This window comes from Xanthomonas sp. AC360, assembly GCF_979258225.1.
On the sequence record NZ_OZ409846.1, the window covers coordinates 4586824 to 4612592 of the forward strand.

Annotated in this window: 22 protein-coding genes, 1 other RNA gene and 2 pseudogenes; 8 read left to right on the forward strand and 17 right to left on the reverse strand. The window is 65.3% G+C overall.

Annotation, left to right across the window (positions count from 1 at the left end; all coding sequences use genetic code 11):
* Positions 1–237: 237 nt before the first annotated feature.
* The 6 genes from ACZZ0O_RS19660 to trpB all read right to left on the reverse strand — a co-directional run bounded on the left by ACZZ0O_RS19660 (position 238) and on the right by trpB (position 6522).
* Positions 238–1176, reverse strand: coding sequence for an isopenicillin N synthase family dioxygenase (locus ACZZ0O_RS19660; protein ID WP_055850060.1), 939 nt, complete (start codon positions 1174–1176; stop codon positions 238–240).
* A gap of 123 nt (positions 1177–1299) precedes the next feature.
* Positions 1300–2649 (reverse strand): phosphoglucosamine mutase, encoded by a 1350-nt coding sequence (gene glmM, locus ACZZ0O_RS19665; RefSeq protein WP_463591620.1) that lies wholly within the window; start codon positions 2647–2649, stop codon positions 1300–1302.
* Between the two features lie 148 nt (positions 2650–2797).
* Complete coding sequence (gene accD / locus ACZZ0O_RS19670) at positions 2798–3682, reverse strand: acetyl-CoA carboxylase, carboxyltransferase subunit beta (protein ID WP_104615893.1); 885 nt, start codon at positions 3680–3682, stop codon at positions 2798–2800.
* A 289-nt stretch (positions 3683–3971) separates the two neighbouring features.
* Positions 3972–4793 carry a tryptophan synthase subunit alpha gene (gene trpA / locus ACZZ0O_RS19675; protein ID WP_323521183.1) on the reverse strand — a complete coding sequence of 274 codons (822 nt, stop codon included), beginning with the start codon at positions 4791–4793 and terminating at the stop codon, positions 3972–3974.
* Positions 4790–5293 (reverse strand): hypothetical protein, encoded by a 504-nt coding sequence (locus ACZZ0O_RS19680; protein WP_463591621.1) that lies wholly within the window; start codon positions 5291–5293, stop codon positions 4790–4792. Before ACZZ0O_RS19680 ends, trpA begins: the two co-directional genes overlap by 4 nt.
* 11 nt (positions 5294–5304) lie before the next feature.
* On the reverse strand, positions 5305–6522 hold the full coding sequence (gene trpB, locus ACZZ0O_RS19685; RefSeq protein WP_055850419.1) for a tryptophan synthase subunit beta: 1218 nt from the start codon (positions 6520–6522) through the stop codon (positions 5305–5307).
* 107 nt (positions 6523–6629) lie between these two features.
* On the opposite strand from trpB, the gene ACZZ0O_RS19690 reads away from it, so the two are divergent.
* Positions 6630–7556: a LysR family transcriptional regulator gene (locus ACZZ0O_RS19690; protein WP_463591622.1), complete on the forward strand. Its 927-nt coding sequence runs from the start codon at positions 6630–6632 to the stop codon at positions 7554–7556.
* Positions 7557–7956: 400 nt separating this feature from the next.
* Here the strand turns inward: ACZZ0O_RS19690 and ACZZ0O_RS19695 are convergent, their stop codons facing one another.
* The 9 genes from ACZZ0O_RS19695 to prmB all read right to left on the reverse strand — a co-directional run bounded on the left by ACZZ0O_RS19695 (position 7957) and on the right by prmB (position 17773).
* Positions 7957–8625 (reverse strand): phosphoribosylanthranilate isomerase, encoded by a 669-nt coding sequence (locus tag ACZZ0O_RS19695; RefSeq protein WP_055850047.1) that lies wholly within the window; start codon positions 8623–8625, stop codon positions 7957–7959.
* Positions 8622–9395 (reverse strand): tRNA pseudouridine(38-40) synthase TruA, encoded by a 774-nt coding sequence (truA, locus tag ACZZ0O_RS19700; RefSeq protein ID WP_115513343.1) that lies wholly within the window; start codon positions 9393–9395, stop codon positions 8622–8624. Before truA ends, ACZZ0O_RS19695 begins: the two co-directional genes overlap by 4 nt.
* A 174-nt stretch (positions 9396–9569) precedes the next feature.
* Positions 9570–9941 (reverse strand): VOC family protein, encoded by a 372-nt coding sequence (locus ACZZ0O_RS19705; protein WP_193552494.1) that lies wholly within the window; start codon positions 9939–9941, stop codon positions 9570–9572.
* Positions 9942–9949: 8 nt separating this feature from the next.
* A complete protein-coding gene (locus tag ACZZ0O_RS19710) occupies positions 9950–11932 on the reverse strand; it encodes a FimV/HubP family polar landmark protein (protein WP_463591623.1) in 1983 nt (660 codons plus the stop codon).
* 1182 nt (positions 11933–13114) lie between these two features.
* Complete coding sequence (locus tag ACZZ0O_RS19715; RefSeq protein ID WP_115554133.1) at positions 13115–14140, reverse strand: aspartate-semialdehyde dehydrogenase; 1026 nt, start codon at positions 14138–14140, stop codon at positions 13115–13117.
* A gap of 84 nt (positions 14141–14224) precedes the next feature.
* Positions 14225–15283: a 2-hydroxyacid dehydrogenase gene (locus ACZZ0O_RS19720; protein WP_463591624.1), complete on the reverse strand. Its 1059-nt coding sequence runs from the start codon at positions 15281–15283 to the stop codon at positions 14225–14227.
* A complete protein-coding gene (aroC, locus tag ACZZ0O_RS19725) occupies positions 15276–16379 on the reverse strand; it encodes a chorismate synthase (RefSeq protein WP_463591625.1) in 1104 nt (367 codons plus the stop codon). Before aroC ends, ACZZ0O_RS19720 begins: the two co-directional genes overlap by 8 nt.
* Positions 16369–16857 carry a hypothetical protein gene (locus tag ACZZ0O_RS19730; protein WP_463591626.1) on the reverse strand — a complete coding sequence of 163 codons (489 nt, stop codon included), beginning with the start codon at positions 16855–16857 and terminating at the stop codon, positions 16369–16371. The genes aroC and ACZZ0O_RS19730 overlap by 11 nt, the downstream gene beginning before the upstream one ends.
* Positions 16847–17773, reverse strand: coding sequence for a 50S ribosomal protein L3 N(5)-glutamine methyltransferase (gene prmB, locus ACZZ0O_RS19735; RefSeq protein WP_463591627.1), 927 nt, complete (start codon positions 17771–17773; stop codon positions 16847–16849). The genes ACZZ0O_RS19730 and prmB overlap by 11 nt, the downstream gene beginning before the upstream one ends.
* Positions 17774–17853: 80 nt before the next feature.
* Between prmB and ACZZ0O_RS19740 the strand changes: the two genes are divergently transcribed.
* The 5 genes and pseudogenes from ACZZ0O_RS19740 (at position 17854) to ACZZ0O_RS19760 (ending at position 20782) form a co-directional block, all read left to right on the forward strand.
* Positions 17854–18504, forward strand: a complete 651-nt coding sequence (locus ACZZ0O_RS19740; RefSeq protein WP_115513349.1) for an SCO family protein — start codon at positions 17854–17856, stop codon at positions 18502–18504.
* Positions 18501–19350 (forward strand): annotated as a pseudogene (gene asd, locus ACZZ0O_RS19745) (archaetidylserine decarboxylase). Before ACZZ0O_RS19740 ends, asd begins: the two are co-directional and overlap by 4 nt.
* A gap of 48 nt (positions 19351–19398) precedes the next feature.
* Positions 19399–19482, forward strand: a pseudogene (locus ACZZ0O_RS19750) (archaetidylserine decarboxylase); the annotation flags it as partial.
* A 179-nt stretch (positions 19483–19661) separates the two neighbouring features.
* The gene (locus tag ACZZ0O_RS19755; RefSeq protein WP_463591628.1) at positions 19662–20645 is read left to right on the forward strand and encodes a hypothetical protein; all 984 of its coding nucleotides are present in this window, start codon (positions 19662–19664) and stop codon (positions 20643–20645) included.
* Between the two features lie 60 nt (positions 20646–20705).
* Positions 20706–20782, forward strand: a non-coding RNA gene (locus ACZZ0O_RS19760) — sX9 sRNA.
* A 44-nt stretch (positions 20783–20826) separates the two neighbouring features.
* Here ACZZ0O_RS19760 and ACZZ0O_RS19765 read toward each other — a convergent pair.
* On the reverse strand, positions 20827–22407 hold the full coding sequence (locus ACZZ0O_RS19765) for a transglycosylase SLT domain-containing protein (RefSeq protein WP_323518348.1): 1581 nt from the start codon (positions 22405–22407) through the stop codon (positions 20827–20829).
* 284 nt (positions 22408–22691) lie between these two features.
* Between ACZZ0O_RS19765 and ACZZ0O_RS19770 the strand changes: the two genes are divergently transcribed.
* Positions 22692–24197, forward strand: coding sequence for a helicase HerA-like domain-containing protein (locus tag ACZZ0O_RS19770; protein ID WP_463602853.1), 1506 nt, complete (start codon positions 22692–22694; stop codon positions 24195–24197).
* A 23-nt stretch (positions 24198–24220) separates the two neighbouring features.
* The gene (locus tag ACZZ0O_RS19775) at positions 24221–24742 is read left to right on the forward strand and encodes a hypothetical protein (protein ID WP_463591629.1); all 522 of its coding nucleotides are present in this window, start codon (positions 24221–24223) and stop codon (positions 24740–24742) included.
* Between the two features lie 204 nt (positions 24743–24946).
* Here ACZZ0O_RS19775 and nudK read toward each other — a convergent pair whose 3' ends face one another.
* Positions 24947–25546: a GDP-mannose pyrophosphatase NudK gene (gene nudK / locus ACZZ0O_RS19780; protein WP_463591630.1), complete on the reverse strand. Its 600-nt coding sequence runs from the start codon at positions 25544–25546 to the stop codon at positions 24947–24949.
* Positions 25547–25769: the final 223 nt, after the last annotated feature.

Sequence of the window (25769 nt, forward strand, 5' to 3'; positions counted from 1 at the left end):
GCAATCGGCAGCGGGCGCCAGGCGAATCCGACGTCGCGCTAGCGATCAGACTGAGTTATCGGCGCGGGTGAACGCAAGCTTTAACCAGACACGAGCGGAATTTTATGAATAGAAGTGTGGCACCTGTCATGGCGCATGTTGCGGACGCGGCCATGCGCTGTGTGAGCGATCGGCCACGCATTGCGCACCTGGCGCCGAAAAAACCAACAGCGCCAAACAGCCGACCTCTCTGCCGAGTTACTTCAGCTTGATCTCGCGCAGGCGCTCTTCCAGAAACCCGTGTGCGGTGATCGGCTCGAGGTAGCGGCTGGGGTTGTCGGCACTGATGCACGAGGGCAGCACGTCGATCAAAAAGTCCGGATTCGGATGCAGGAAGAACGGCACCGAATAGCGCGGCTTGCGGGCCGCTTCGCCCGGCGGGTTCACCACGCGGTGAATCGTGGACGGATACACATGGTTGGTCAGGCGCTGCAGCATGTCGCCGATATTGACCACGATGGTGTCGGCGTCTGCGGTGAACGGCACCCACTCGCCGTCGTTGGAACGCACTTCCAGACCGGCCGCGCTCGCACCGACCAGCAAGGTGATGAAGTTGATGTCGCCATGCGCCCCGGCGCGCACATTGGGAATGTCGTCGCTGGTGATCGGCGGGTAATGGATCGGGCGCAGGATCGAATTGCCGTTGTTGGTCTTGTCGACGAAATAGTCCTGCGGCAGGCCGATGTGCAGCGCCAGTGCTGCGAGCACGCGCGAGCCCAGCTGGTCGAGCTGCTGATACAGCTGGTAGCCACGCTCGCGGAATCCGGGCACTTCTTCCGGCCACAGGTTCGGCGCCATCACCTCGCGGTACGGCGAATCGTCCGGAATCTCGCGGCCGATGTGCCAGAACTCCTTCAGATCGAAGTGCTTGGAGTCCTTGGCGGTTTCCACACCAAACGCGGTATAGCCACGTGCGCCGCCACTGCCCGGCACGTGATAGCGGCGCTTGACCTCTTCGGGCAAGGCGAAGAATGCCTTGAACACATCGTAGGCCGCGTCGATCTCGGTCTGCGCAATGCCGTGATTGCGGATGCCGGCAAAGCCCCATTGGCGGTAGGCCGCACCGAGCTCGGCGACGAAAGCGTCGCGATCGGTATCGAAACGGGTGATGTCCAGGGTGGGGATGCGCGCGCTCATACGGATATCTGCAGTCGAAGTCGAAAAGTCGGGAGGACGCCTGCCGCTCAGGACAACAGGCGATACAACACATAGAACGTTGCGGCCTTGGCGAAGACCACGCAAACGCCAATGATCAGCGACTCACGCCGCGTCACGCACCGCTCCGGAGAGCCGGTCGAGCGTGTCCTGCATCAGGCCGGCGTCGTCGGCTTCCACGGTCACGCGCACCACCGGCTCGGTGCCGGACGGACGCAGGAACGCACGTCCGCGGCCTTGCACGGCGGCTTGCGCCTGCTGCAGCGCCTGCTGCACGCCGGGCGCTTCGACGATGGCCTTGGCCGCGCCGCCCTCCAGACGCACATTCACGGTCTTTTGCGGCACCTTGGCCAGGCCACTCAGCGCTTCGCGAAGGCTGTGCCCATCGCGGCCCAGCGCTTCGAGCACCTGCAGTGCGCTGACGATGCCGTCGCCGGTGCTGGCGCGGTCCAGGCACAGCAGATGGCCGGAGGTCTCTCCGCCCAGCGTGCCGCCACCTTCGACCAGCGCCTGATGCACGTAGCGGTCGCCCACCTTTGCGCGCTGAAACGGAATCCGCAGCGCGGCCAGTGCCGGCTCCAGGCCGTAATTAGTCATCAAGGTGCCGACCACGGTACCGGTGAGCCGGCCGCTGGCCTGCCACGAGCGGGCCAGGAGATACAGCAAATCATCGCCATCGACCGGGTTGCCCTGGTCGTCGGCCATCAGCACGCGATCGCCATCGCCATCGAAGGCGATGCCCAGATGCGCGCCGCTCTCGCGCACTTTGGCGGCAAGATTGTCGATATGCGTCGAGCCAACGCCATCGTTGATGTTGAGCCCGTCCGGCGCCGCACCGATCACCACCACATCGGCACCCAGCTCGCGGAACAGCATCGGCGCGATGTGATACGTGGCACCGTGCGCGCAATCCAGCACCATTTTCAGGCCCTGCAGGGTGAAGCCACGCGCCACGCTGGCCTTGCAGAATTCGATGTAACGGCCGATCGCATCGCGGGTGCGAATCGCCTTGCCCAGGCGCTCGGATTCCTCGGTGTGGAACGGCTCGTCCAGCGCGGCTTCGATCGCTGCTTCGGTGGCGTCATCGAGCTTTTCGCCCTCTGCGGAGAAGAACTTGATGCCGTTGTCGTAATGCGGGTTGTGCGAAGCGCTGATGACCACACCGGCATCGGCGCGCAAGGTGCTGGTCAAGAACGCGATGGCGGGCGTCGGCATCGGGCCGATCATCTGCACATCGGCGCCTGCAGCGACCAGGCCGGCTTCCAGCGCCGCCTCGAACATGTAGCCGGAAATACGGGTGTCCTTGCCGATCAACACCAGCGGACGCTTGCTGCGCCCTTGCGTCAGCACGCGCCCGAGCGCATTGCCCAGACGCAGCACGAAGTCGGCAGAAATGACGCCCTGCCCGACCCGACCGCGGATGCCGTCGGTGCCGAAGTATTTGCGGGCGCTCACAGGGTCTGGACCTTGAGGACCGAGACCAGGGAGCGTGGCCCTGAGACCTGGCAAGAACCGTCGCAATCGCGAAATGCCATGCGAGCGAGCACAGCGTTTTCGAGGCACCGGCCCTGGGTCCCGGGCCCCGTGTTCATCAGTGCCATCCTCACGCCACCGCCTCCTGCGGACGCGCCTGACGCATCATCATCGCGGTCAGGTCGGCAATGCGGTCGCGCATCTCGCGACGGTCGCAGATCTGGTCGATGGCGCCGTGATCGAGCAGGAATTCCGAACGCTGGAAGCCTTCCGGCAAGGTTTCGCGCACGGTCTGTTCGATCACACGCGGGCCGGCGAAGCCGATCAATGCATGCGGTTCTGCGATGTTGATATCGCCCAGCATCGCGAACGACGCCGACACGCCACCGGTGGTGGGATGGGTCAGCACCGAGATGTACGGCAAGCCGGCTTCGCGCAGGCGACCGAGCGCTGCGGAGGTCTTGGCCATCTGCATCAGCGAAAACAGACCTTCCTGCATGCGCGCCCCGCCACTGGCGGAGAAGCACACGAACGGGCAGCCCACTTCCAGTGCCACTTCGGCCGCACGCGCAAAGCGCTCGCCGACCACCGAGCCCATCGAGCCGCCCATGAAGGGAAAATCGAAGGCGGCGGCGACCAGCGGGTTGCCCTTGAGCGTGCCGCGCATGGCGATCAGCGCGTCGTACTCGCCGCTGGCCTTCTGGCTGGCCTTGATGCGTTCGCCGTAGCGCTTCTGGTCCTTGAACTTGAGCACGTCGACCGGACTCAGCTGGGCGGCGATTTCGGTGGTCGCGGTTTCCGGGTCAAACAGCGAGTTCAGGCGCGCGCGGGCGCGAATGGCCATGTGGTGGTCACACTTCGGACACACCTCCAGGTTCTCCTCAAGCTCCGGGCCGTACAGCGCGCTGCCGCAGTTGCTGCACTTTTCCCACAGCCCCTCGGGGACGCTGCGCTTCTTGGCCGGGGTGTTCTCGGTGCGGATGCCGGAGGGCATCAATTTGCTGAGCCAACTCATGCGTTTATGACAATCCATGCAGGGCGGCGATGCGGGCCGCAGAGGGGCGACAGTCTAACGCAGCGCCCCAGGCTGGTGCAGCGCGTGGGGCAGCGGCGGATGGCCGGGGTTCTGGCGGGGCTTGCTGGAGATGGCTGTTGGGCGCTGCGGGCTGGTGTTTGAGGCAACCTCCGCTAACACAGCCTCGCACCGTTTGACGTCTCCCCCTCCCCTTGCCGCAGGAGAGGGATTGACGCCGCACCGCCTTTCCCACGCAGCGAGCGCTAACCGGGCCTGCTGCGCAGGTGCCTCACTGCGTCTGATCCAGCGCCTGCCGCAGCGGGGCCAGGAAGGCTTCGGCGCATTCGCGGGCGCTGCGCACATCTTCGGCTTCGGCCAGGGCCGCGACCAGGGCACTGCCGACCACGACACCATCGGCATCGACCGCCATCGCGGCGGCGCTGGCAGCATCCTTGATGCCGAATCCTGCCACCACTGGTGCGCCGGCGCGCTGGCGCAACTGGCGCAAGCGATCGCTGGCGGCATGGGTATCGAGCAGGTTGGAGGCGCCGGTCACGCCAGCAAAGCTGACGTAGTACAGATAGCCCTGCGCTGTGCTGCACAGCATGTCCAGGCGTTGCTCGCTGGTGGTCGGCGAGGCCAGCGCGATCAGCGCCAGCCCGACCTCGGTGAAGATCTCGCGGGTTTCTGCCGCTTCTTCGGGAGGCAGATCGACCAGCAGCACGCCGTCCACACCGGCAGCGACGGCGGCTTCGGCGAAGCGGCGCGTGCCGTGGATTTCGATCGGGTTGAGGTAGCCCATCAGCACCACCGGGGTGGTGGCGTCTTCGCGGCGGAATTCGTGCACCGCTTCCAGCACGTAGGCCAGGCCGGCGCCACGCCCCAGCGCGCGCTCGGAACTGCGCTGGATGGTGGGGCCATCGGCCATCGGATCGGAAAACGGAACGCCCAGTTCGATCACGTCGGCACCGGCGCGCACCAGTGCGTGCATCACCGGCACGGTGGCTTCCAGCGATGGGTCGCCGGCGGTAATGAAGGGAATCAGTGCCTTGCGGCCGGCCTGACGCAGGGCGTCAAAACGCGCAGCGATACGGTCTGGCGCACGGCTCATGCGCAGCCCTCCACCAGTTGCACGGCGTCCCAGCTTCCCCAATACATCGATGTCACAGTGCCTTCTCCGGTTTCATAGCGAACGGCGAACCCGCCTTGCGGGTCGCGCCACGTCAAATAAAGAGCGTTGCCGCCATCGCGGCCGTATTTATGCGGTTGGACGCTGTAGCCCGATGGCAGGCGCGCACGCGCGTCCGCTTCGCTGTCGCCAACGCGGATACCGAACGGGCCCACCGGGCCGGGGTCGGTAACGTCGAAACGGACGATGCGATCGGCTTCGACCATCATCGCCACGCCGTTGGGCAACAGCCCGGCTTCCAGATAGCCGCAATGTCCCAGCGGCCCCACGTTGAGCGGTGCCCAGCGCGCGCGTGGTTCCAGCTCACTGAAGCGCTGGCCAACACGTACCTCACCGCTGCGGTCCAGCACGGGGGCAGTTGCCGCAGCACAGGCCAGCGCAGACATGCACAGCAGCGACACACCACCGCCCAGCGTGCGCATCTGCGCTGCGATCACAGCACCATGCCCTCGCGCGCGGCGATGGTGTGCACGTCCTTGTCGCCACGCCCGGACAGGTTGCACAGGATCAACGCGTCCTTGGGCATCTCGCGCGCCAGCTTGATCGACTGCGCCACCGCGTGGCTGGATTCCAGCGCCGCAAGAATGCCCTCGGTGTGCGCCAGCAGATGGAAGGCCGCCATCGCCTCGTCGTCGGTGATGCCCTGATACACGGCGCGACCACTGTCGGACAGGAATGCGTGCTCGGGGCCGACGCCGGGGTAATCCAGGCCGGCGGAGATCGAATGGGTTTCAGTGATCTGGCCGTCGTCGTCGCAGATCACGTAGGTGCGGTTGCCGTGCAGCACGCCGGGGCGTCCGGCAGCGATGGACGCGGCATGGCGGCCGGTGGCGATGCCGTCGCCGGCGGCTTCGGCGCCGTAGATCTTGACGCCCGGATCGTTGAGGAACGCGTGGAACAGGCCGATGGCATTGCTGCCGCCACCGACGCAGGCGCTGATCGCATCCGGCAGGCGGCCGTAGTCCTGCAGCATCTGCTCACGTGCTTCGCGGCCCACGATCGCATTGAAGTCGCGCACCATGCGCGGATACGGGTCCGGGCCGGCTACCGTGCCGATGATGTAGAAGGTATCGCGCACATTGGTGACCCAGTCGCGCATCGCTTCGTTGAGCGCGTCCTTGAGCGTGGCCGAGCCCGACGTTACCGGAACCACCTTCGCGCCCAGCAGCTGCATCCGGTAGACGTTGATCTTCTGCCGTTCGATGTCGGTAGCGCCCATGTAGACCACGCACTCCAGCCCCAGCCGTGCCGCCACCGTGGCACTGGCCACGCCATGCTGGCCGGCGCCGGTCTCGGCGATGATGCGGGTCTTGCCCATGCGGCTGGCCAACAGGGCCTGGCCAATGGTGTTGTTGATCTTGTGCGCGCCGGTATGGTTCAGGTCTTCGCGCTTGAGCAGGATTTGCGCCCCGCCCACTTCGCGACTGAGCCGCTCGGCGTGATAGATCGGGCTGGGCCGGCCGACGTAGTGCTTGAGGTCCTTGTCGTATTCGGCGATGAACGCCGGGTCCTGACGCGCCTGATCGTAGGCGGCAGAGAGTTCCTGCAGCGGGCCGATCAAGGTTTCGGCGACAAACCGGCCACCGAACTTGCCGAAGTGACCGGCAGCGTCCGGATAGGCGTAAAAGTCACTGATGGGCTGGGCCGACATGGAGATCCTCTGCAGCGATGCGGTCATACGCGAAGCCGTCACCTTACCGCAGCCAGGCAATGCGATAAATCGATAAGATTGCCGCAACCTGTGATCTGGACTCACATATGAGCACCGTGCTTCCACCGCTGGCGGCGCTGCGCGCCTTCGAGGCCGCCGCACGCCTGCAAAGCGTCAGCCGCGCCGCGCAGGAGCTGCACGTCACCCATGGCGCCATCAGCCGCCACGTCCGTTCGCTGGAACAGGCGCTGGGCGCGGCGTTGTTCGCCCGCCAGGGCCGCGGCCTGGTGCTGACGGCTGCCGGCGCCCGCCTGCGCGATGCCACCGGCGAAGGCTTCGCGCTGATCGCCGATACCTGGGCCGCCTTGCGACGCCCGGCCAGCGAGGCACCGCTGGTACTGGGCTGCTCCGGCAGCCTACTGGCGCGCTGGGTGATTCCGCGGCTCGGCCTGCTGCAGCGCGACCTGCCCGACCTGCGCCTGCACCTGTCGGCCAACGAACAACCGCCCGGCCCGGATCTGGACGGCCTGGACGCCGCCTTGCTGTTGGACACCCCGCCGTGGCCCGGCGAATGGCAGGTGCACGAGCTGGGCGTGGAATGGATCGGCCCGGTGCTGAGTCCGCAGCTGGCAAGTGCGTTGCAGATCGACGGAGAACCTCCGGCCGCCCTGCGCGATCACCGCCTGCTGCAAACACGTTCGCGACCGCAAGCCTGGCCGGAGTGGGCACAGGCGCATGGCGTGGCGCCCGACGCGCTGCGCTTCGGCACCGAGTTCGAGCATCTGGTGTATCTGCTGGAAGCTGCCGCCGCCGGCCTGGGCATCGCCATCGCCCCGCACCCGCTGGTTGCCGCAGATCTGGCGGCTGGCCGGCTGTTGGCACCGTGGGGATTCACCGCCACACGCGGGCGCTGGGTGCTGTGCGCCGCCAGGCGCAATCCGGACCCACGCATCGAACGCCTTGCCGGCTGGTTAGGCGAGGCATTGGCCAAGGATCAGTTCACGCCAACGACGCCGAGTACGGGTGGAGCCTGAGCGTTCATCACACAATCGCTTCGCCAAGCAACCCTCAAGCGCGGCTGACAGACCTTAACGAGCAGTCGTAGGAATGGGTGTGGACGGTACGCGTGGAACCGGAGGGCATGCGTACTCGATGCCACAACGAGCAGCGGCCGCGCCCGCCGACGGTGAGCGCAGCAGCTTTGTCAGCAGCACTGAAGGCGACTACGCGCATTACAAGATCAGCGCAGCAGCTCAAGGGATTTGCAGCGATCAAAGAGTCTGGGCAGACGGCTAGATGTCGAATGAACAAATGACTGGGTGCGACCGCTCGCCATTAACAAACACGAGCCACAAGCAGCCGTCCACAACCAATCACACCACCGCAGCAAACCAGCTCTTACCAATCCCCAATCCCGACTCACCAATCCCCAACCTACGACATCTCGTGGCAATCGGCCCGCCGCACTTCTTCCACGAACTTGCGCATCTTGTGGCCGTCCTTGATGCCGGGCGCCAGCTCCACGCCGCTGGACACATCCACGCCCCACGGCAACGTCGCCACGATCGCATCGAACACATTGTCGGCCGTGATGCCGCCGGCGAGCAAAAACGGGCGATGCAGCCCGGTGGGCAGGCGCGACCAGTCGAAGGTCTTGCCGGTACCGCCGCCTGCGCCAGGCGCATGGCTGTCGAACAGGAAACCGGCCGAATTGGGAAAGGCCAACTGCAAGGTACGCGCGTTGGCATCCTCGCCGTTCACCCCGGCGCTGCCCATCGGCACGGCCTTGAGGTACGGCAGATTGAAGCTGCGGCAAAACGCGTCGTCTTCCTCGCCGTGGAATTGCAGCAGGGTCGGCCGCACGGTGCGCACCACCTCGCGCACTTCTTCCTTGGAGTTGTTGCGGAACAGGGCCACTACATCGACCATCGGCGCGGTGGCCTGGCGCATCGCGCGCGCCTCGGCCGGCGCCACACGGCGCGGGCTGCCGTGCGCGAAGATGAAACCCACCGCGTCCACACCCAGCTCCCCGGCCAGTCGGATGTCTCCGGCGCGGGTCATGCCACAGAACTTGATACGGGTGCGGTACAGCGATCGATTCATTGGGTCACCTCGGCAGGCAGATGCCACTCTGCAGGATACAGAGGCCCGATAAACACCAGGCCTTGTGGCGGCGCTGTTGGCCCGGCAACCGTGCGGTCGCGCCCGGCGAGCAACGTCGCGATCCAGTCGGTCGGTTGCTCGCCGGTTCCGATCAAAATCAGCGAGCCAACAATATTCCGCACCATGTGATGAAGGAATGCATTGGCCTGGACCTGCACCTCCACCACCTCGCCGATGCGCTGCACGGTGATGGCCTGCAGGTTGCGGCGCGCATGCAGGGCCTGACATTGCACGCTGCGGAACGCGCTGAAGTCGTTTTCGCCTAATAAGGCCTGCGCGGCGATATGCATGGCCTCGGCATCGAGCGGCCGACGCTCCCAGCTCAGCGTCTGTCGATACAGCGCCGGACGGATCTGACGGTTCAGCAGGCGGTAGCGATAGCGGCGCGCACGCGCGGAAAAACGCGCATGGAAGTCATCGGCGGCCGGCACGCACCAGCGCACCGCGATCGACGGCGGCAGCCGCGCGGTGGTGCCCAGCATCCAGCCACGCAGTTCGCGCCGCGCGTCGCTGTCGAAATGCACCACCTGGCATTCGCCATGGACGCCGGCATCGGTGCGACCCGCGCACACCACCTGGATCGGCGCGTCGGCGACCGACGACAACGCCGCCTGCACGCTGGCCTGCACACTCGGCCCACCGTGCTCGCCCAATTGCTGCCAGCCCTGAAACTCGCTGCCGTCGTACTCCACGCCCAGCGCGTAACGCATCGGTACCTGCCTATTGATTGAATCGGTGAGGCGTCTGCATCACATGTTGCGAACCGCAACGCGCGCTGTGAAGCAATGATGCCGACAGCGCGCGACGGATGCCGCCGGTGCATGGTACAGCCGGCCACTCGCCAACAGCGTTTGCCGGCGACACGCCGTCGTCGACGGCTGGCGTCAAGCCGCGGCGCGCTCGGACCACACCGCCAGCGTGCTGCCGCCGGGCTCGCGGAAATGAAATCGACTGCCACCGGGAAAGCCGAACACCGGCTTGACGATCTCGCCGCCTGCCGCGCGCACGCGCTCCAGCATCGGGGCCAGGTCGTCGGCATACAGCACCACCAACGGGCCACCTTCTGCCGGGGCGGGCACCGTGGTGCGATAAAAGCCCCCGTCCAGACGGCCGTCGTTGAAGGCCAGGTAGTCCGGGCCATAGGCCTGAAACTGCCAGCCGAACACGGTCTCGAAGAAGGCTCGGCTGGCGTCGGGATCGATGGAGGCGAACTCCACGTAATCGATCCGCCGCTCGCGCACCGTGACGCTATCCATGGCCGGACTCACGTCAGCCGCTCCAGCAACTGGGCCGCTTCGGCGCGGGTGGCGTCGTCGCCGGTGGCAGCGACTTCGAGCAACAGACCGCGTGCTGTGTCCTTGTCACCCAGGTCCATGTAGGCCACCGCCAATTCCAGGCGATCGCGCCCGGCCGAGGCGAATTCCCTGTTGCTCACCGCATTGGGCGCCCCCACCGGGACGGCCGGGGTCTGCTCGACATCGTCGGGATGTTGCAGCATGTGATTGAAGTCGAAGCCGTCCTGGACAGAGGCAGCCGCTGGCGCCGGTGGGCGCTCGCCAAGGGCGTACTCCGGTTCGATCTGTGGCGACGACACATCAGAGTCCTGAGCAACCTCAGGTTCCTGATAGGTCGCTTCGGGCTCCGCCACCGGCGCCGGCGGGGATGCGCGCAGCGCGCGCCATTCGTCGCTGTTGATCACTGGAGCCACAGCCACCGGTTCGGATAGCAGCGGTTCGCGACGCAACACGTCCGACAGCGGCGTTTGCGCATCATGGGCGCGCTCGTCCTCGCGCAGGTTGGCCTGTTCGAATTCGGTTTCATGCAGCACATCGTGCTCGCTGGGCTCGGTAGCTTGTGGGTCGTCCTGCTGCTCGGTGGTCTCCACTGGAGCCAGGGGTGGTGCGAAGTCGAACTGGCGGCGCGGCAACGGCGGCAGCGGCGAGGGTTTGCGTCGGCGCGCCGCCAGCCATGCGACCACGGCCGCCACGATCAACACCAGACCTCCGATCAACCACAGCGGAAAGCCGCCGCCCTGCGGGGTGGCCTGCGGCGCATCGGCCAGACGCTTCTGCGCGGCCGCCAGGTCGGTGTCCTTCATGGCGATCAAGGCTTGCTGTTGCTGCTTGAGCTTTTCCAGATCGGCCACGCGCGAGCGCAGGTCCTGCAATTCCGCATCGCGGGTGGCGATGTCTTCCTTGGCCTGTTGCAACTGTTGGTTGGCCGCCATCTCGCCCTCGCCTTCGGCACTGGTGCCGGACGTGGCGCCGGCGATATTGGTCTGACTCGCCACTGCCGGGGCGATTTCGAGCCGCGCGCCGGCACCGGCCGCGGTGGATGCCGCCGGTGCGGCAGGGGCAGGCGTCGCTGCAGCAGCGGCACCGGCATCGGCCGGCTGCGGAATGGCAGAGCGCGCCTGCCGCCACTGGGCAGCCTGCTCGCGCACCATCACCGCCGCTTCGGCTGCACCGACCTGCGCCAGCGCGTCTTCTTGCGGCGTGCGCAACACGGCGCCCTGTTTCAAGCGATTGATGTTGCCGTTGACGAAAGCGTCCGGATTGGTCCGCAGCAACGCCAGCATGGTCTGATCCAGCGAATGTCCGCTGGAGCGTGCCAGGCCCGCTGCAATTTCCGACAAGGTCTGGCCCGAGCGCACAGCCGGCAATGCATCGCCGGTCTGCGTGGCGGCGGGGGCGGTTGCGGCGGCACGCGTTGGCGCAGCTGCAGCGCCAGCGTCCCGGTCCGCGCGTTCCACCGCCGGAGCTGCCGCCGGCTCGCGTGCAATCTCGCGTGCAATCGTGTTGCTGGCGCCGGCACGTGGCGCGTCGATGGCCGGTTCGGCAATCGCGGCAGCGGTGTTGGGCGCATCGACCAACGCGGCATATTCGCGCACCAGACGGCCCTGGCTCCACTCCACTTCGATCAAAAAATTGATCGCTGGCTGGTCCACCGGCTGACTGCTGGTCACGCGGATCACCGCACGCCCGCGCGCGTCCTGCGCAAACTGGAACTGCAGGCTGCTGACCAGTCCTTGCGGCCGTTCCAGACCGACGCGCGCAAAGGTGGTTGCCGATGCCAGCGCCACACGCGCGTTGTCGAGTTCGCCCGGCTCGTTGGAAATGACCGGAATCTCGGCCACCAACGGTTGCCCGGGTTTGGACAGCACCCGGATATCGCCCAAGCCCAACGCCATGGCGGCGCCGCTGCACGCCATCAGCAGCAACGCACCTATCCCTTGTATCGGACGCATCGCGCCCCTGCCCCTATGTTTCATGGGCATCAATATAGCCGCTGAATGAGCGAAAAAGTCGTTCGTGCCTCGCGCATGCGCCGCGCTTGCGATGCCGCAATGCGACATCGGTGCAGATGCGCAGCTGCGCGCGGTGAATCGGTAGGCCGATCAGCTCATCACATAAGAAGGAAGAAGACCTGCTGCGGCTGCTGCGGGGTCCGCGCAGAGCGCAGCAGCTTCGACTGCTGCCTTGATCGATATCGGCTTGTACAGAGATTGATCGCGGCCGGACCTTTACGAGTTGGGCCAACCGGGGCTTCATTCGAAGGCGCGCTGCAGTGCAGTGCGATCAGTCTTCGCCGCCAATGCATGTCACATGCGAGCGCCTTCTTACGACAGGCACTTCCTTACCCCGGCACCATGTCGTCAAAAGCTTCAAGCCATCAGCTCGTGTAGGAGCGCACCTGGGCGCGATGAACCGTCACAGGGACAGCCCTCGCGCCCAGGTGCGCTCCTACACGGCAGGTGGATCGGCTTTCCTGTGTGACCAGACCGGTCAGGTGCGTTGCTTCGAAGGTAGCTGCAGGGAATGCATGCCCCATACAAGTGCCCCTCTACGCAGGGACACTTCGTTACCAACCTACTAGATCGTTGACGGCCAAAACCACCGGCTCGTGTAGGAGCGCACCTGGGCGCGATGAACCGGCACGGGGACAGCCCTCGCGCCCAGGTGCGCTCCTACAAGACAGGTGGATCGGCTTTCCTGTGTGACCAGACCGGTCAGATGCGTTGCTTCGAAGGTAGCTGCAGGGAATGCATGCCCCATACAAGTACTCCTCTACGCAGCACACTTCGTTACCAACCCACTAGATCATTGACGGCCAAAACCACCAGCTCGTGTAGGAGCGCACCTGGGCGCGATGAGGCGCCACAGGGACAGCCCTCGCGCCCAGGTGCGCTCCTACAAGGCAGGTGGATCGACTTTCCTGTGTGACCAGACCGGTCAGGCACGTTGCTTCGAAGGTAGCTGCAGGGAATGCATGCCCCATACAAGTGCCCCTCTACGCAGGACACTTCGTTACCAACACGCTAGATCGTTGACGGCCAAAACCTACTGGCTTTTGTAGGAGCGCACCTGGGCGCGATGAACCGTCACCGGGACAGCCCTCGCGCTCAGGCGCGCTCCTACGTGGCAATGGATCAACCTTCCTGGGCGACCAGTTCGGCCAGCTGCACGGCGTTGAGTGCGGCACCCTTGCGGATATTGTCAGAGACGATCCACAGATTGAGACCACGCGGGTGCGATAAGTCCTCACGAATACGGCCGACGAACACCGCATCCTTGCCCGAGGCATGGGTCACCGGCGTCGGGTAGCCGCCCGCCTTGTGCTCGTCCACCACTTCCACGCCCGGCGAGGCTTCCAGCAGCGCACGCGCGGCTTCGACGGTGATCTTCTCGCGGGTTTCGATGGCGACCGCTTCGGAGTGGCCGAAAAACACCGGCACGCGTACCGCGGTGGGATTCACCTGGATGTTCTCGTCGCCCAGGATCTTGCGGGTCTCCCAGACCAGCTTCATCTCTTCCTTGGTGTAACCGTTGTCCTGGAAGTCGTCGATGTGCGGGATCAGATTGAAAGCGATCTGCACCGGGAAGCGCTGCGGGTCGATTTGCTGGAAGCTCAACAGCTCGCTGGTCTGCTTGCCCAGTTCTTCCATCGCCGAGCGGCCGCCGCCGGACACCGACTGGTAGGTCGCCACGTTGATGCGCTCGATGCCGTACTTGCGGTGAATCGGGCCCAGCGCCACCAGCATCTGCATGGTCGAGCAATTGGGATTGGCGATGATGCCGCGCGGGCGCTGCTTGAGCGCTTCGGGATTGACTTCCGACACCACCAGCGGCACGTCGTCGTCGTAGCGGAACGCGGAGGAATTATCGATCACCACCGCGCCGGCAGCGGCGAACTTGGGGCCGTATTCCTTGGACACGCTGCCGCCTGCGGAGAACAGCGCGATGTCCACGCCGGTCGGGTCGAAGTCGGCCAAATCCAGCACGTCGACCTTGCCGCCATTGAACTCGACCTGCCCACCGGCCGAGCGCGCCGAGGCCAGCGCGTACAAGTTGGCGACCGGAAAGTTGCGCTCGGCCAGGATGCTCAGCATGGTTTCGCCGACAGCGCCGGTGGCGCCCACGACCGCGACATTGAAACGACGGTTTTCGTTGCTCATGAGAATGTCTTTATCGAAAGAGTGAAGAGGGGAACGCGCTGCGCGTGGGTTCGGGGAACCTCCAACGCTGGCTGTGGAGGTTCCCTATCGTTTGGTCGCGCCGGTTTTACTGGCGTCCACGATCGTACCGCCGCGTTTGGCGGCTGCGATCGCATCAGCATTGAGCGCGCTCGGCGGATGCCCGGCGTTGGGGCCATGGCCGAGCGCGGCAACCAGGTTGTCCACCGCCAGCTGCACCATGGCACGGCGCGTGGCCAGGCTGGCGCTGCCGATATGCGGGGTGAGCACCACGTTGTGGAGCGCCAGCAGTTCCGGGCGCACCGCCGGCTCGCCTTCGTAGACATCCAGGCCGGCACCGGCAAGACGCCCATTGGCCAACGCATCGGCCAACGCGAGCTCATCGACGATGCCGCCACGCGCGATGTTCACCAGCGTTGCGGTGGGCCGCATCTTCGCCAGCGCGGCGGCGTCGATGATGTGGTGCGACTGCTTGCCGTAGGGCAGCACCAGCACCAGGTGATCGGACTGCGCCAGCAAGCTGTCGAGGTCGACGTACTGCGCGTTGAGCTCCTGCTCGGTCTGCGCCGGCAACCGACTGCGGTTGTGATACAGCACGCGCATGCCGAAGCCGTGCGCGCCGCGGCGTGCAATGCCCTGCCCGATCCGGCCCATGCCCAGGATACCGAGCGTGCTGCCGTGGATATCGGCGCCGAGCATGGTCTTGAACGACCACTGCCCCCACTGCCCGTCGCGTAACCAGCGCTCGGCCTCGGTGATACGGCGCGCGGTGGCCATCAACAACGCAAAGCCCAGGTCGGCAGTGGTTTCGGTCAACACGTCGGGCGTGTTGCTGGCCAGGATGCCGGCCGCGCTCAGCGCGTCGATATCCAGATTGTTGTAGCCCACACCAACATTGGCGATGGCGCGCAGCTGCGGGGCCGATGCGATTTCGGCCGCGCCCACGCGCTCGTTGAGCGTGATTAGTGCGCCATCGACGCCGGCCAGGTGCGCGGCCAGCTGCTGCGACGAATACGCGGTGACGCCCGCAGTGGTGGTCAGCGCAAAATGCGCGCTCAGCTGTTCGACAACGTCGTCGAACAGCGGCTGGCTGACCCAGACCTTGGGGCGCGTCGTTTCAGACATCGATCTGACCGGGGATGCGCGGCGAGATCTCGCCGACATCGCCGCATTGCGCGCGATGACGCAGCGCCTGATCCATCAGCACCAAGGCCATCATCGCTTCGGCGATCGGGGTGGCGCGGATGCCCACGCATGGGTCGTGCCGACCGGTGGTGATCACATCCACGACCGTGCCGTCTGCGTCCACGGTCGCACCGGGCAGGCGCAGGCTGGACGTCGGCTTGAGCACCATCGACGCGGTCACCGCCTGGCCGGTGGAAATGCCGCCCAGAATGCCGCCGGCATGATTGCTGAGAAAGCCTTCCGGGGTGATCAGATCGCGGTGTTCGGTGCCCTTTTGCGCGGCACTGGCAAACCCATCGCCAATCTCCACGCCCTTGACTGCATTGATGCTCATCATCGCGGCAGCCAGCTCGGCATCGAGCTTGCCGTAGATCGGCTCGCCCCAGCCTGGCGGCACGCCGCCGGCCACCACGTCCACGCGCGCACCGACCGAATCGCCGGACTTGCGCAGCGCATCCATATAGGTTTCCAGCTCTGGCACCTGCTCGGCGTGTGGCCAGAAGAACGGGTTGTCTTCGACCGCATTCCAGTCGAAACCGGTCGGACGGATCTCGCCCAGCTGCGACAGATACCCGCGTACCAACACGCCGTAGCGCAGCTTGAGCCACTTCTTGGCGATGACGCCCGCGGCCACGCGCATGGTGGTTTCGCGCGCAGACGAGCGCCCACCACCGCGTGGGTCGCGGATGCCGTATTTCTGCCAGTAGCTGTAGTCCGCATGGCCGGGACGGAACTGCTGGGCGATGTTGCTGTAGTCCTTGCTGCGCTGATCGGTGTTGCGGATCAGCAGCCCGATCGGCGTGCCGGTGGTGCGACCTTCGTACACGCCGGACAGGATCTCGATCTCGTCGGCTTCGCGGCGTGCCGAGGTATGCCGGCTCTTGCCGCTAGCACGGCGCTGCAGGTCCAGAGTGAACTCTTCCGGCGCCAGTTCCAGGCCCGGAGGGCAGCCATCGACAACGCAGCCGATCGCCGGCCCGTGCGATTCGCCGAAGGTGGTGACCGTCAACAGGCGGCCGAAACTGTTACTGCCCATAACGGCATCCTCTCAACATTGCAGCAGGTGGCAGCGCGCGCACGATGCGCGGCAGGTGTCGTGCCGCCACCAGCATCGGTGCGACGGCCAACACACTGCCGACCACCACCAGAAACAGGTCCAGCGCGAATCGCTCACTGAACAGCCACTCGGCGAGCAGATACAGCGCCGTGCCGACCCCACCCAGCAAGCCAAGCGCCACCCCCACGCTGCGGCGCCGATGCGCACGCAATGCCGCATCCGAGCTGGCCGCCACGATCCAGGCCGATACCAGGCCGAAGAACGCGATCGACCCGAAGCCGATCTGCGCTGCGACGCTCCACCAGCCCCGCGCGGTCGGACCGCCGTACATCGGGTCGAACAACTGCAATACCACGTCGACCAAAGCGAACGGAATGGCCGCCCCGAAGACGGACACCGGCACCAGCAGCACGATATCGATCAGCTGCGGACGGGATACGGGCGCCTTAGCGCGCACCGGCCAACTCGGTGATGCGTGCGCTGTGCGCGATCAACTCGCGGCATTCCACCGCAAAGATGCCCATCTGCCCAACCTTGAACTCGACCCAGGCCAGATCCACTTCCGGCAGCAGCTTGATCAGATGCTGCTCGGACTCGCCCACTTCGCAGATCAACAGGCCGTCTTCGCTCAGGTGCTGCGGCGCATCGCGCAGGATCTTCAGCACCAGGTCCAGGCCATCGTCGCCGGCACGCAAGCCCAGCTCCGGCTCGTAGGAGTACTCCTGCGGCAGCGCGTCGGTCTCGTCGTTGGTGACGTACGGCGGATTGGTGACGATCAGATCGTATTGACGGCCAGCCAGCCCGGTGAACAGGTCGGACGTGAGGAAGCTGACGTTGTCGGCATGCAGGCGCGCCTTGTTTTCGGCGGCCAGCGCCAGCGCGTCGTCGCTGATGTCCACGCCATCCACCTCCCAATGCGGGTTGTAGTGGCCCATGGCGATGGCGATGCATCCCGAGCCGGTGCACAGGTCCAGCGCGCGGGTGACTTCGCGACCGCCCAGCCAGGGTTCGAAGCCGGCTTCGATCAATTCGGCGATCGGCGAGCGTGGCACCAGGGCGCGCGCATCGCTCTTGAAACTCAGCCCGGCAAACCAGGCTTCGCCGGTCAGATAGGCCGCCGGCACGCGCTCGGTGATGCGGCGCTCGAACAGGCCCAGCACGCGTTCTTTTTCATCGCGCAGCAGGCGCGCCTGGCCATACGCCGGGCCCAGGTCATGCGGCAGATGCAGGCTGTGCAGCACCAGCTGGGTGGCTTCGTCCAGCGCGTTGTCGTAGCTGTGACCGAAGGTGAGACCGGCTTCGTTGAAACGGCTGGTGCCGTAGCGGATCAGGTCGATGATGGTGTGCAGTTCGTCGGCCGCGGCGGCAGTCATGGCAACAACTAAAAAGGAATCGGCCCACGATTATAGAGGTCGGATCGGTATCATGAGCGTCCGTTGCACTGGAAACCGCCATGTTCAATCGCAATACCGGCATCGTGCTACTGGTGGCGCTGGCCGCCGGTCTTGGGTTGTTGCTGGGCCAGAAGTTCTTCGGCGGAACGCCCCGCTCGCCCTGGCCGCCCACCCAGACCATCACTTTTTACCCGCAGCCGCGCCCCTTGCCGCAGTTCAGCCTGCGCCAGTCCGATGGCACCCAGCTGGTGTCTGGCGAACTGAAAGGGCATTGGACGCTGGTGTTTTTGGGTTTCACCTTCTGCCCGGATGTCTGCCCGACCACGCTGACCGATCTGGCGGTGGCGCAGCAGCAGTGGGAAAGCATCCCCGACGGGCTGCGCCCGCGCGTGCTGTTCGTGTCGGTGGACCCGCAGCGCGACCCGCCTGCGCGGCTGGGCGAGTACGCCCACGCCTTCCACAAGGACACGCTGGCGGCCACCGCAGACGTACCGGCGCTGGAACGCTTTGCTACCGCGCTGGGCTTGGTATTCCAGAAGGTGCCGGGCAAGAACTTCGATCAGAACCCCAACGACTACAGCATGGATCACTCGGCCGGCATCGCCGTGCTCGACCCGCAAGGCCGCCTGACCGGCCTGATCCGTCCGCCGCTCGACCCCAAGGCGATTGCCGCCGACCTCCAACAGCTGACCAAGGTAACCGCTCCGTGAGTTTCGTCACTTCCCTGACCTACGTGCTGCCGCATCGGTTGCTGTCCTCCATGGCGCGCGCGCTGGCGTACTCGGACACACCTTCGACCAAGCAATGGTTGATCGACACGGTGACGCGCAAGTTCGGGGTGGACCTGAGCGAAGCGCAGGAACCGGACCCGCGCGCGTACCCCACCTTCAATGCGTTCTTTACCCGCGCTTTGAAGCCGGGCGCACGCGTGCCCGATGCCGACCCGGCAACCGTATTGATGCCGGCCGATGGCCGTATCAGCCAGCTCGGCCCGATCGAGAACGGGCGTATCTTCCAGGCAAAGGGCCAGTCGTTCACCGCAGCCGAATTGCTCGGCGACGCGGCAGCGGCCGCGCCGTTCAACGACGGCCTGTTCGCGACGGTGTATCTGTCGCCCAAGGACTACCATCGCGTCCACATGCCGTGGACCGGCACCCTGCGCGAAACCGTGCATGTGCCCGGCCGCCTGTTCAGCGTGGGCCCGGATGCGGTGCGCAATGTGCCGCGGTTGTTTGCCCGCAACGAGCGCCTGGTGTGCCACTTCGACACCGAGTTCGGCCCGATGGCCTCGGTGATGGTGGGTGCGCTACTGGTGTCCGGCGTGGAAACGGTGTGGAGCGGCGTGGAAATCCCACGCTACGGCGACCGCATCACGCGCAAGGATTACCGTGGCAAGGGAATCGTCTTGGAGCGGTTTGCGGAGATGGCGCGCTTCAATTACGGCTCGACGGTGATCGTGCTGCTGCCACCGGGTGTGCGCCAAGCTCGATGGCGCACTTGCCGCAGAGACGGCGGTGCGGCTTGGGCAGGCATTGGCACGTCGCCAGGTGGGCTGACGCGGGGCGAAGCGGACAGCATTTGGATGCTGCAGTTGATTGAGGCGCGGCTCGACGCTGATCGTGTTGCTGCCCTTTGGTATGGCCACGCTTGCCGGTGGATTGGCTGTAGAAACGTCGGTGCGGCTGGGGGCAGGCGCTAGTGGCCTGGGCCGCAGCGACGCGGCCGGTCGCGTTGTTGTTGGTTGTCGTTACTCGTCACCGCATTCTTTCAAAGCACGCTGCATCGCTGGAAACAGCCAGCGCACGCTGCACCCGCTCTTTCACCTGCACTTCCAGCCGCCGGATATCGGCGGTTTTCAGGATCTTCGATGACAACACGGATGTTGCGCTGGCCGCTGGCGATTGTGCTGCTTACGGCAGTGACCGGCTGCGGCCACAAGAGCGAGCAACAACAGTTGGACGATCTGCGCGGCGGCCTGCAATACCGTGGCTACCGGCACTTCAGCGAACAGGGCTTACCGATCGCATTTGCGGCGTACCAGCGCGGCGGCGGCCTGCTGGAGACCCCGCCCGCCCCGTTGACCGCCGACGACATCTGCATGCTGCACGCCATGCTGTCCTACACGGCACTATCGGCGAACAAACTGCTGCCGACGATCGCCGAGGCCGACCTACTGGAGCGCGATTGCGCTCCACAGGGGCGCGTCATCGCCACCGCATTGCGCTCGGTGGCCTACGAACGTAAGCAATGGCCACAACTGGCGCAACAGTCCAGCGACAGCCTGTGGAAAAACAGCGCCGATCCGGAAGGCGACTTCGCCACCTTGGTGATGCTGCACGTGGTGATGGCCTATGCCGCGATGCAGGACAAGCGCTGGGAAAACGTGGTGCTGCATGTCGATGCGATTGCGCTGGCGGTGCGTGCACCATGGCTGGGCGAACTGGCACGCGCCGGGCTGGACCTGGCCGAGCACCGTTATCTGGCTGGCTTACGCCGTCTGAAACGGCTCAGCGAAAATCCCGCCGTGCCGCCGGAGGTGCGCGCCGAACTGCAGACCTTGATCCTGCATGTGGAAGCCGAGAGCGGCGACCTGGATTCCAATCTGGTCATCGCCCGCATCCTCAGCCGTTTCATGTGGCAGGCGATCAAGCAGAACGGCTCGCCGGTGATGCAGCAGGCGATGCAGTTTGCAGAGCAGCAGGCGCAGCGTTTTGGTCCCGAGGCGTTGCGCCAGAGCTGGCGTGCGCGGTGGACGCAATGGTGGGACGGCCTCAAGGCACGATGGAGCGAGGACAGCGGCTCGCCGCCCTCCTCGCAGGCAGGTATGGCACCAGCTGCGCCGCTTGCTTAAACGCAGCTGACAAAACGACTGCGCTCACCACCAGGCGGCGCAGCCGGTACTCGGTGCGGCATGGACCACGCGTACACGTTGTTCCTGAGCGCCCCGTCGATACCCAACTGGCGGCTGCTCGCTACGTTTTTTCAGCCGCTCCAAGTGAGGTGCGGCAATCTGCGATCGCAGCACCTCACACTCAGCGGTCGCAGCCCGCCAGCTTGATGCTCTGCCCTGGCTTTAACGCATAGGCCGGTGCCTTCAGGCCATTGGCCTTGGCCAGTTCCTTGATCTCGCACTGGTACTTCTGCGCCACGCGGCCGAGCGTGTCGCCCTTGGCGATGGTGTAGCTGCGCGCCTGCTTTGCCTTCGGTTTGGCGACCACCGGCTGGCCGGTGGCCACGGTGGTCGGCACGCCAGCCATCGGACTGACATCGCCCACCGCCACGGTGGGCGTGTACTCGGTTGCGCTGCTGCGCACGATGGCGCTGTTGAGATCGGCAGTGATCAAGGTGCGTGCCAGGTCCGCACGCGGACCATTCACGCAGTAACGCGTGTACAGGCTGGCGATGCGGTTGGTGGCGTTGATGACGGTGCCGGCCGGAATCCAGCCATCGGGTTCATAGCGCGGGTTGAGGTTGCGCAGCGCGCGCATATAGCCCTCGCGGACGCCCATGCCGCCCAGGCAAATCGTCAGCTCATAGATCGTGGTGGACTTGGCGAGCTTGAGCGTGGCCGGCTGCGCGTCGAGCTTGGGGAAATCGACGCCGTACTGGCGCGGGTGCAGGAAGATCCACGCCGCCGCGATCACCATCGGCACGTAGTCCTTGGTTTCGGCCGGGAACTGGTTGTAGACGTCCTGTTCCCAGAATCCACGCCCGCCGGTCTGCGAAAACACCCGTGCAGCACGCCCTTCGCCACCGTTATAGGCAGCCAGCGCCAACTCGATGCTGCGATTGAGCCCGGCCATGCGCTCGTTGAGATAGGCAGCGCTGGCTTCGGCGGCGCTGCGTGCATCAAAGCGCGTGTCGAAACCGCTGCCGTCCGGGCCCAGCCCGAAACGCCGCCCGGTGGCCGGCATGAACTGCATCAGCCCGGCCGCACCCGCGCGCGAATTGGCGTGCACCTTGCCGTTGGATTCCTTGGCCATGATGCCGAACAGCAGCGCCTCGGGCAGGCCGCGTTTCTGCCATTCCGGCCACATCACGCCGCGCAGGTTGCTGTAGTTGTCGTAGCTGGTCATCAACGCCGGGCGCATATCGGTCAGCCAGCGACGGATGCCGGCCTGCACGGCCGGGTTGTACTGCACCATCTTGTCGAACTCGTGGCGCTGGTCGTTGAGCAGGGTGGCCGCACGCGCCGCCTCGGGCACGCCATTGGCGGCCGGGCCGAGATGATCCGGGTCGGCCTGCAGCAAGGTGTCGTCGTCTTCCGGGTCTTCGGCGGCCGGCGCTTCGGCATCGGCACGCGCCTTAAGCAGACGCTTGTAGGTGGCCAGCTGATTGGCAACCAGACAGCCACGCTGCTTGATGCAGGCGTCGATGACATCCTCCATGTCCTCCAGTGCGGCATCGCCTTCGGCGGTGCCCTTCGGGTCGGAGTTGTTCACCAGCACCAGTGCATCGCGGTAGCGCTTTTCGGCCGCGGCCATGCGTGTATCGAGCACGGCAGCCTTCTCCGTGTCGCGCTTGGAGATGGCGTGGGCGGCGGGGACAACAGACATCAGCGCCACCACAGCCAGGACAGGCCATGGGCGCAAACCAAAATGAGCGAGCGGCATCGGAGACAGTGCAGCGGAAAGGCAGGCAGGGTAGCCGCCGGGACGACACCGGGGCAAGGCGATGCCGCCGGCAGGTCAGTGGCGCGTTAGCTTGGCGCGCCTGCCCGATCCATTGAAAACGGGCGGAGCCGGTTGTCTGGCAGCGGCGCGCACGGTGTCGACCTTGCCTGGAGACAGGCGCCGGCTCGCCGCACAGCCTGACTGTCAGAACCCATACGTCGCCCGCCGATTTGTGCGGCAACGTTGCCCGCTAGAATCCGGTCTTTCCTCACCGGATCTGCCCAATGGCCTCGTTCCTGCTCGGCAAAGGCGTCACCGACGATATCCCGGTCGTGCTCGAAGGCCGCTTCGGCAACCGCCATGGTCTGGTGGCCGGCGCCACCGGGACCGGCAAGACCGTGACCCTGATGACCCTGGCCGAAGGCTTCTCGCGCTTAGGGGTACCGGTGTTCCTGGCCGATGTGAAAGGCGACGTGGCCGGCCTGGCTGTGGCCGGCGACGGCGCGCCCGGCGTGCTGCAGCGCGCCACGGATGTAGGCATCGCCGATTACGCGCCGGCCGCCAGCCCGGTGGTGTTCTGGGACCTGTACGGGCAGCTCGGCCACCCGGTGCGCACCACGGTGAGCGAAATGGGCCCGACCCTGCTCGCCCGCATCCTGGAACTCAACGACACCCAATCCGGCGTGCTGGACATCGTGTTCAAGCTGGCCGACGACCGCGGCCTGTTGCTGCTGGATCTGGACGATCTGCGTGCCCTGCTCGCGCTGGTGGTGGAAGAACGCAAGGAGCTGTCCACCAGTTACGGGTTGGTCTCGGCGCAATCGGTGGCCGCGATCCAGCGCGCCCTGCTGCGGCTGTCGCAGGACGGCGGCGAGCAGTTCTTCGGCGAACCGGCGCTGGAGCTGGCCGAGCTGATGCGCGTCGCGCCAGACGGCCGCGGGGTGATCGGCATCCTGGCGGCCAACCAGTTGGTGCTCAAGCCGCGGCTGTATTCGACCTTTCTGCTATGGCTGCTGTCGGAACTGTTCGAAGGCCTGCCGGAAGTGGGCGATCTGGACCAGCCCAAGCTGGTGTTCGTCTTCGACGAGGCGCATTTGCTGTTCGAGGACGCGCCTGCGGCGCTGGTGCAACGCATCGAGCAGGTGGTGCGATTGATCCGCTCCAAGGGCGTGGGCATCTATTTCTGCTCGCAGTTTCCCGATGATATTCCCGACAACATTCTTGGTCAGCTCGGCAACCGCGTGCAGCATGCGCTGCGTGCTTACACGCCGCGCGACCAGAAAGCGGTCAAGACCGCAGCGCAGACCTTCGTGGCAAATCCCAAGCTCGATGTGGCCACCGCCATCTCCAGCCTGGGCACCGGCGAGGCGCTGGTGTCGCCACTGCAGGGCAAGGGCGTGCCCGCGCGGGTGCAGCAAACCCTGATCGCCCCGCCGCGCTGCCGCATGGGCGCCATCAGCGCACCCGAACGCGCGCAGGTACGCGCGGCCAGCCCGGTGGGCACGCGTTACGACACGCCGATCAACCGCGAATCGGCAGCCGAGCTGTTGGCACGCCGCGTCGAACAGGTCGCCGCGCAGACCGCCGCCCCGCCCGCCCGCACCCGCGAGGAGGAGGAAACCCAGGACAGCGGATTCGGAAAAGCGGTCAAGGACGCGGTGTTCGGCACCGGTCGCCGCCAGGGCATGTTGGAAACGATGGCCAAACAAACATCGCGCACCATCGGCAGCAAGATCGGGCAGCAGATCGTGCGCGGGATTTTCGGCAGTATTTTTGGTGGGAAGCGTTGAACCCAAACAAATGAGGAAGCACCATGAGCAAGGATGCCAAGAAAACCCTGCTGACCTGCACGATTGCCCTCGTACTTTTCGTCGTCAGCACGGCCTCAGCTGCACAGAACGGCCGGAGTGATCTTTGGCCTCTAAAGCGGCAGCAGGTATTGACCGGCACCTACACGGGGCAACTCGCCTCCTATACGCAAGACTGCCAGACTGTCCGCGCAGAGCTTTTTCTTTCGATGCCGACTCCCAGCAGAAACATGCAGCGCTACACGTTAAAAACCACCTGCATCGCTGGCAACCAACTGAACCTCCCTCCCCGCAAGATTACCGGTGCCTGGGACATGGACGAGAGGAGCGGTAGCTGTCTGGTGCTCAACTTCATCGATGTCGACGAGCCGATGGTAGGACCGAACATCTACGGGTTTGCCGTCGAAGAGGATCCTCTCCCCTCGGACCACAAGCACCCCATTTACGTTCTCGCTCAAGACGGCCATAACTGCCACAGCGGCAAATCACCGGAATACGACGACAAGGTGCTTAGAAGGGTGCCCTGACAACGGCACGCCTTGGTTTGCTCGATGGACTGTGGCGAGTAAAGGCCAGTATTTTTTGATGGGTTGGCCATCTACAACAGCTCTACTTCTACTGACTACGAGCACTGATGCGCAAGACTCGCAATTTCGCAGTCATCGCTAGACTCCGAAGCGACACCTCCGCCATCTAGCAACGCCAGTGCTCTAACGAAGCTTATGTTCAAGTTAACTCAGCACGCCATGCAGCTTGGCGTACTGCAGCAACATGATGGTCTTGGCGTCGGCGATTTCGCCGGACGCGATCATTGACAGCGCAGCGTCGAGCGACAGTTCCAGCACCTCGATCTCTTCGCCGTCTTCTTCCACGCCGCCACCGTCGCTCACCTTGTCGCCGTCGAAGTATTCGCCGACGAAGAAGTACAGGCGTTCGGTGACCGAGCCCGGACTCATGAAGGCCTCGAATACCTTGCGCACGTTGTCGATGCGGTAGCCGGTTTCTTCTTCGGTTTCCTTGCGGATGCAGGTCAGCGCATCGTCGTGGTCGAGCAAGCCGGCGCAGGCTTCGATCAGCATGCCATCCGGGTTGCCATTGAGCAGCGTCGGCAGGCGGAATTGCCGGGTCAGCATCACCGTCTGCCTGGCACGACTGTAGAGCAGGATGGTGGCGCCGTTACCGCGGTCATACGCCTCGCGCGACACCGTCTGCCAGCGGCCGTCCTTGCGCTGAAAATCGAAGGTGACCTTGCGCAGCACATACCAGTTGTCGGACAACACATCGATGCTGCGAATGCGAACCTGCGGGGTGTCGGCGACAGATGGATTCAAGCAGAACTCCTTGCGATAGGGGGAATGACTGCACCACCGCGATTGCACGGCAGCGCGTGCCGCCTGCAGCAACGTCGCCACATGGCCGGCAGCCGACCGGTAGCGAACCATAGGTTCTACGCAGAAGTCCATTGCGCGGCCGATGGTTCCTGATGCCCGATGGCTCGCCCGTCGCACTGCGTTCAATCGTTGTAAGCCAGCTACATGCCGGCGGCACCATCGG

Coding starts and splice junctions, on each gene's coding strand:
- ACZZ0O_RS19660 (WP_055850060.1), bottom strand. CDS start 1,176: ATGAGCGCGCGCATCCCCACCCTGGACATCACCCGTTTCGATACCGAT.
- accD (WP_104615893.1), bottom strand. CDS start 3,682: ATGAGTTGGCTCAGCAAATTGATGCCCTCCGGCATCCGCACCGAGAAC.
- trpA (WP_323521183.1), bottom strand. CDS start 4,793: ATGAGCCGTGCGCCAGACCGTATCGCTGCGCGTTTTGACGCCCTGCGT.
- ACZZ0O_RS19680 (WP_463591621.1), bottom strand. CDS start 5,293: ATGCGCACGCTGGGCGGTGGTGTGTCGCTGCTGTGCATGTCTGCGCTG.
- trpB (WP_055850419.1), bottom strand. CDS start 6,522: ATGTCGGCCCAGCCCATCAGTGACTTTTACGCCTATCCGGACGCTGCC.
- ACZZ0O_RS19690 (WP_463591622.1), top strand. CDS start 6,630: ATGAGCACCGTGCTTCCACCGCTGGCGGCGCTGCGCGCCTTCGAGGCC.
- ACZZ0O_RS19695 (WP_055850047.1), bottom strand. CDS start 8,625: ATGAATCGATCGCTGTACCGCACCCGTATCAAGTTCTGTGGCATGACC.
- truA (WP_115513343.1), bottom strand. CDS start 9,395: ATGCGTTACGCGCTGGGCGTGGAGTACGACGGCAGCGAGTTTCAGGGC.
- ACZZ0O_RS19705 (WP_193552494.1), bottom strand. CDS start 9,941: ATGGATAGCGTCACGGTGCGCGAGCGGCGGATCGATTACGTGGAGTTC.
- ACZZ0O_RS19710 (WP_463591623.1), bottom strand. CDS start 11,932: ATGCGTCCGATACAAGGGATAGGTGCGTTGCTGCTGATGGCGTGCAGC.
- ACZZ0O_RS19715 (WP_115554133.1), bottom strand. CDS start 14,140: ATGAGCAACGAAAACCGTCGTTTCAATGTCGCGGTCGTGGGCGCCACC.
- ACZZ0O_RS19720 (WP_463591624.1), bottom strand. CDS start 15,283: ATGTCTGAAACGACGCGCCCCAAGGTCTGGGTCAGCCAGCCGCTGTTC.
- aroC (WP_463591625.1), bottom strand. CDS start 16,379: ATGGGCAGTAACAGTTTCGGCCGCCTGTTGACGGTCACCACCTTCGGC.
- prmB (WP_463591627.1), bottom strand. CDS start 17,773: ATGACTGCCGCCGCGGCCGACGAACTGCACACCATCATCGACCTGATC.
- ACZZ0O_RS19740 (WP_115513349.1), top strand. CDS start 17,854: ATGTTCAATCGCAATACCGGCATCGTGCTACTGGTGGCGCTGGCCGCC.
- ACZZ0O_RS19755 (WP_463591628.1), top strand. CDS start 19,662: ATGACAACACGGATGTTGCGCTGGCCGCTGGCGATTGTGCTGCTTACG.
- ACZZ0O_RS19765 (WP_323518348.1), bottom strand. CDS start 22,407: ATGCCGCTCGCTCATTTTGGTTTGCGCCCATGGCCTGTCCTGGCTGTG.
- ACZZ0O_RS19770 (WP_463602853.1), top strand. CDS start 22,692: ATGGCCTCGTTCCTGCTCGGCAAAGGCGTCACCGACGATATCCCGGTC.
- ACZZ0O_RS19775 (WP_463591629.1), top strand. CDS start 24,221: ATGAGCAAGGATGCCAAGAAAACCCTGCTGACCTGCACGATTGCCCTC.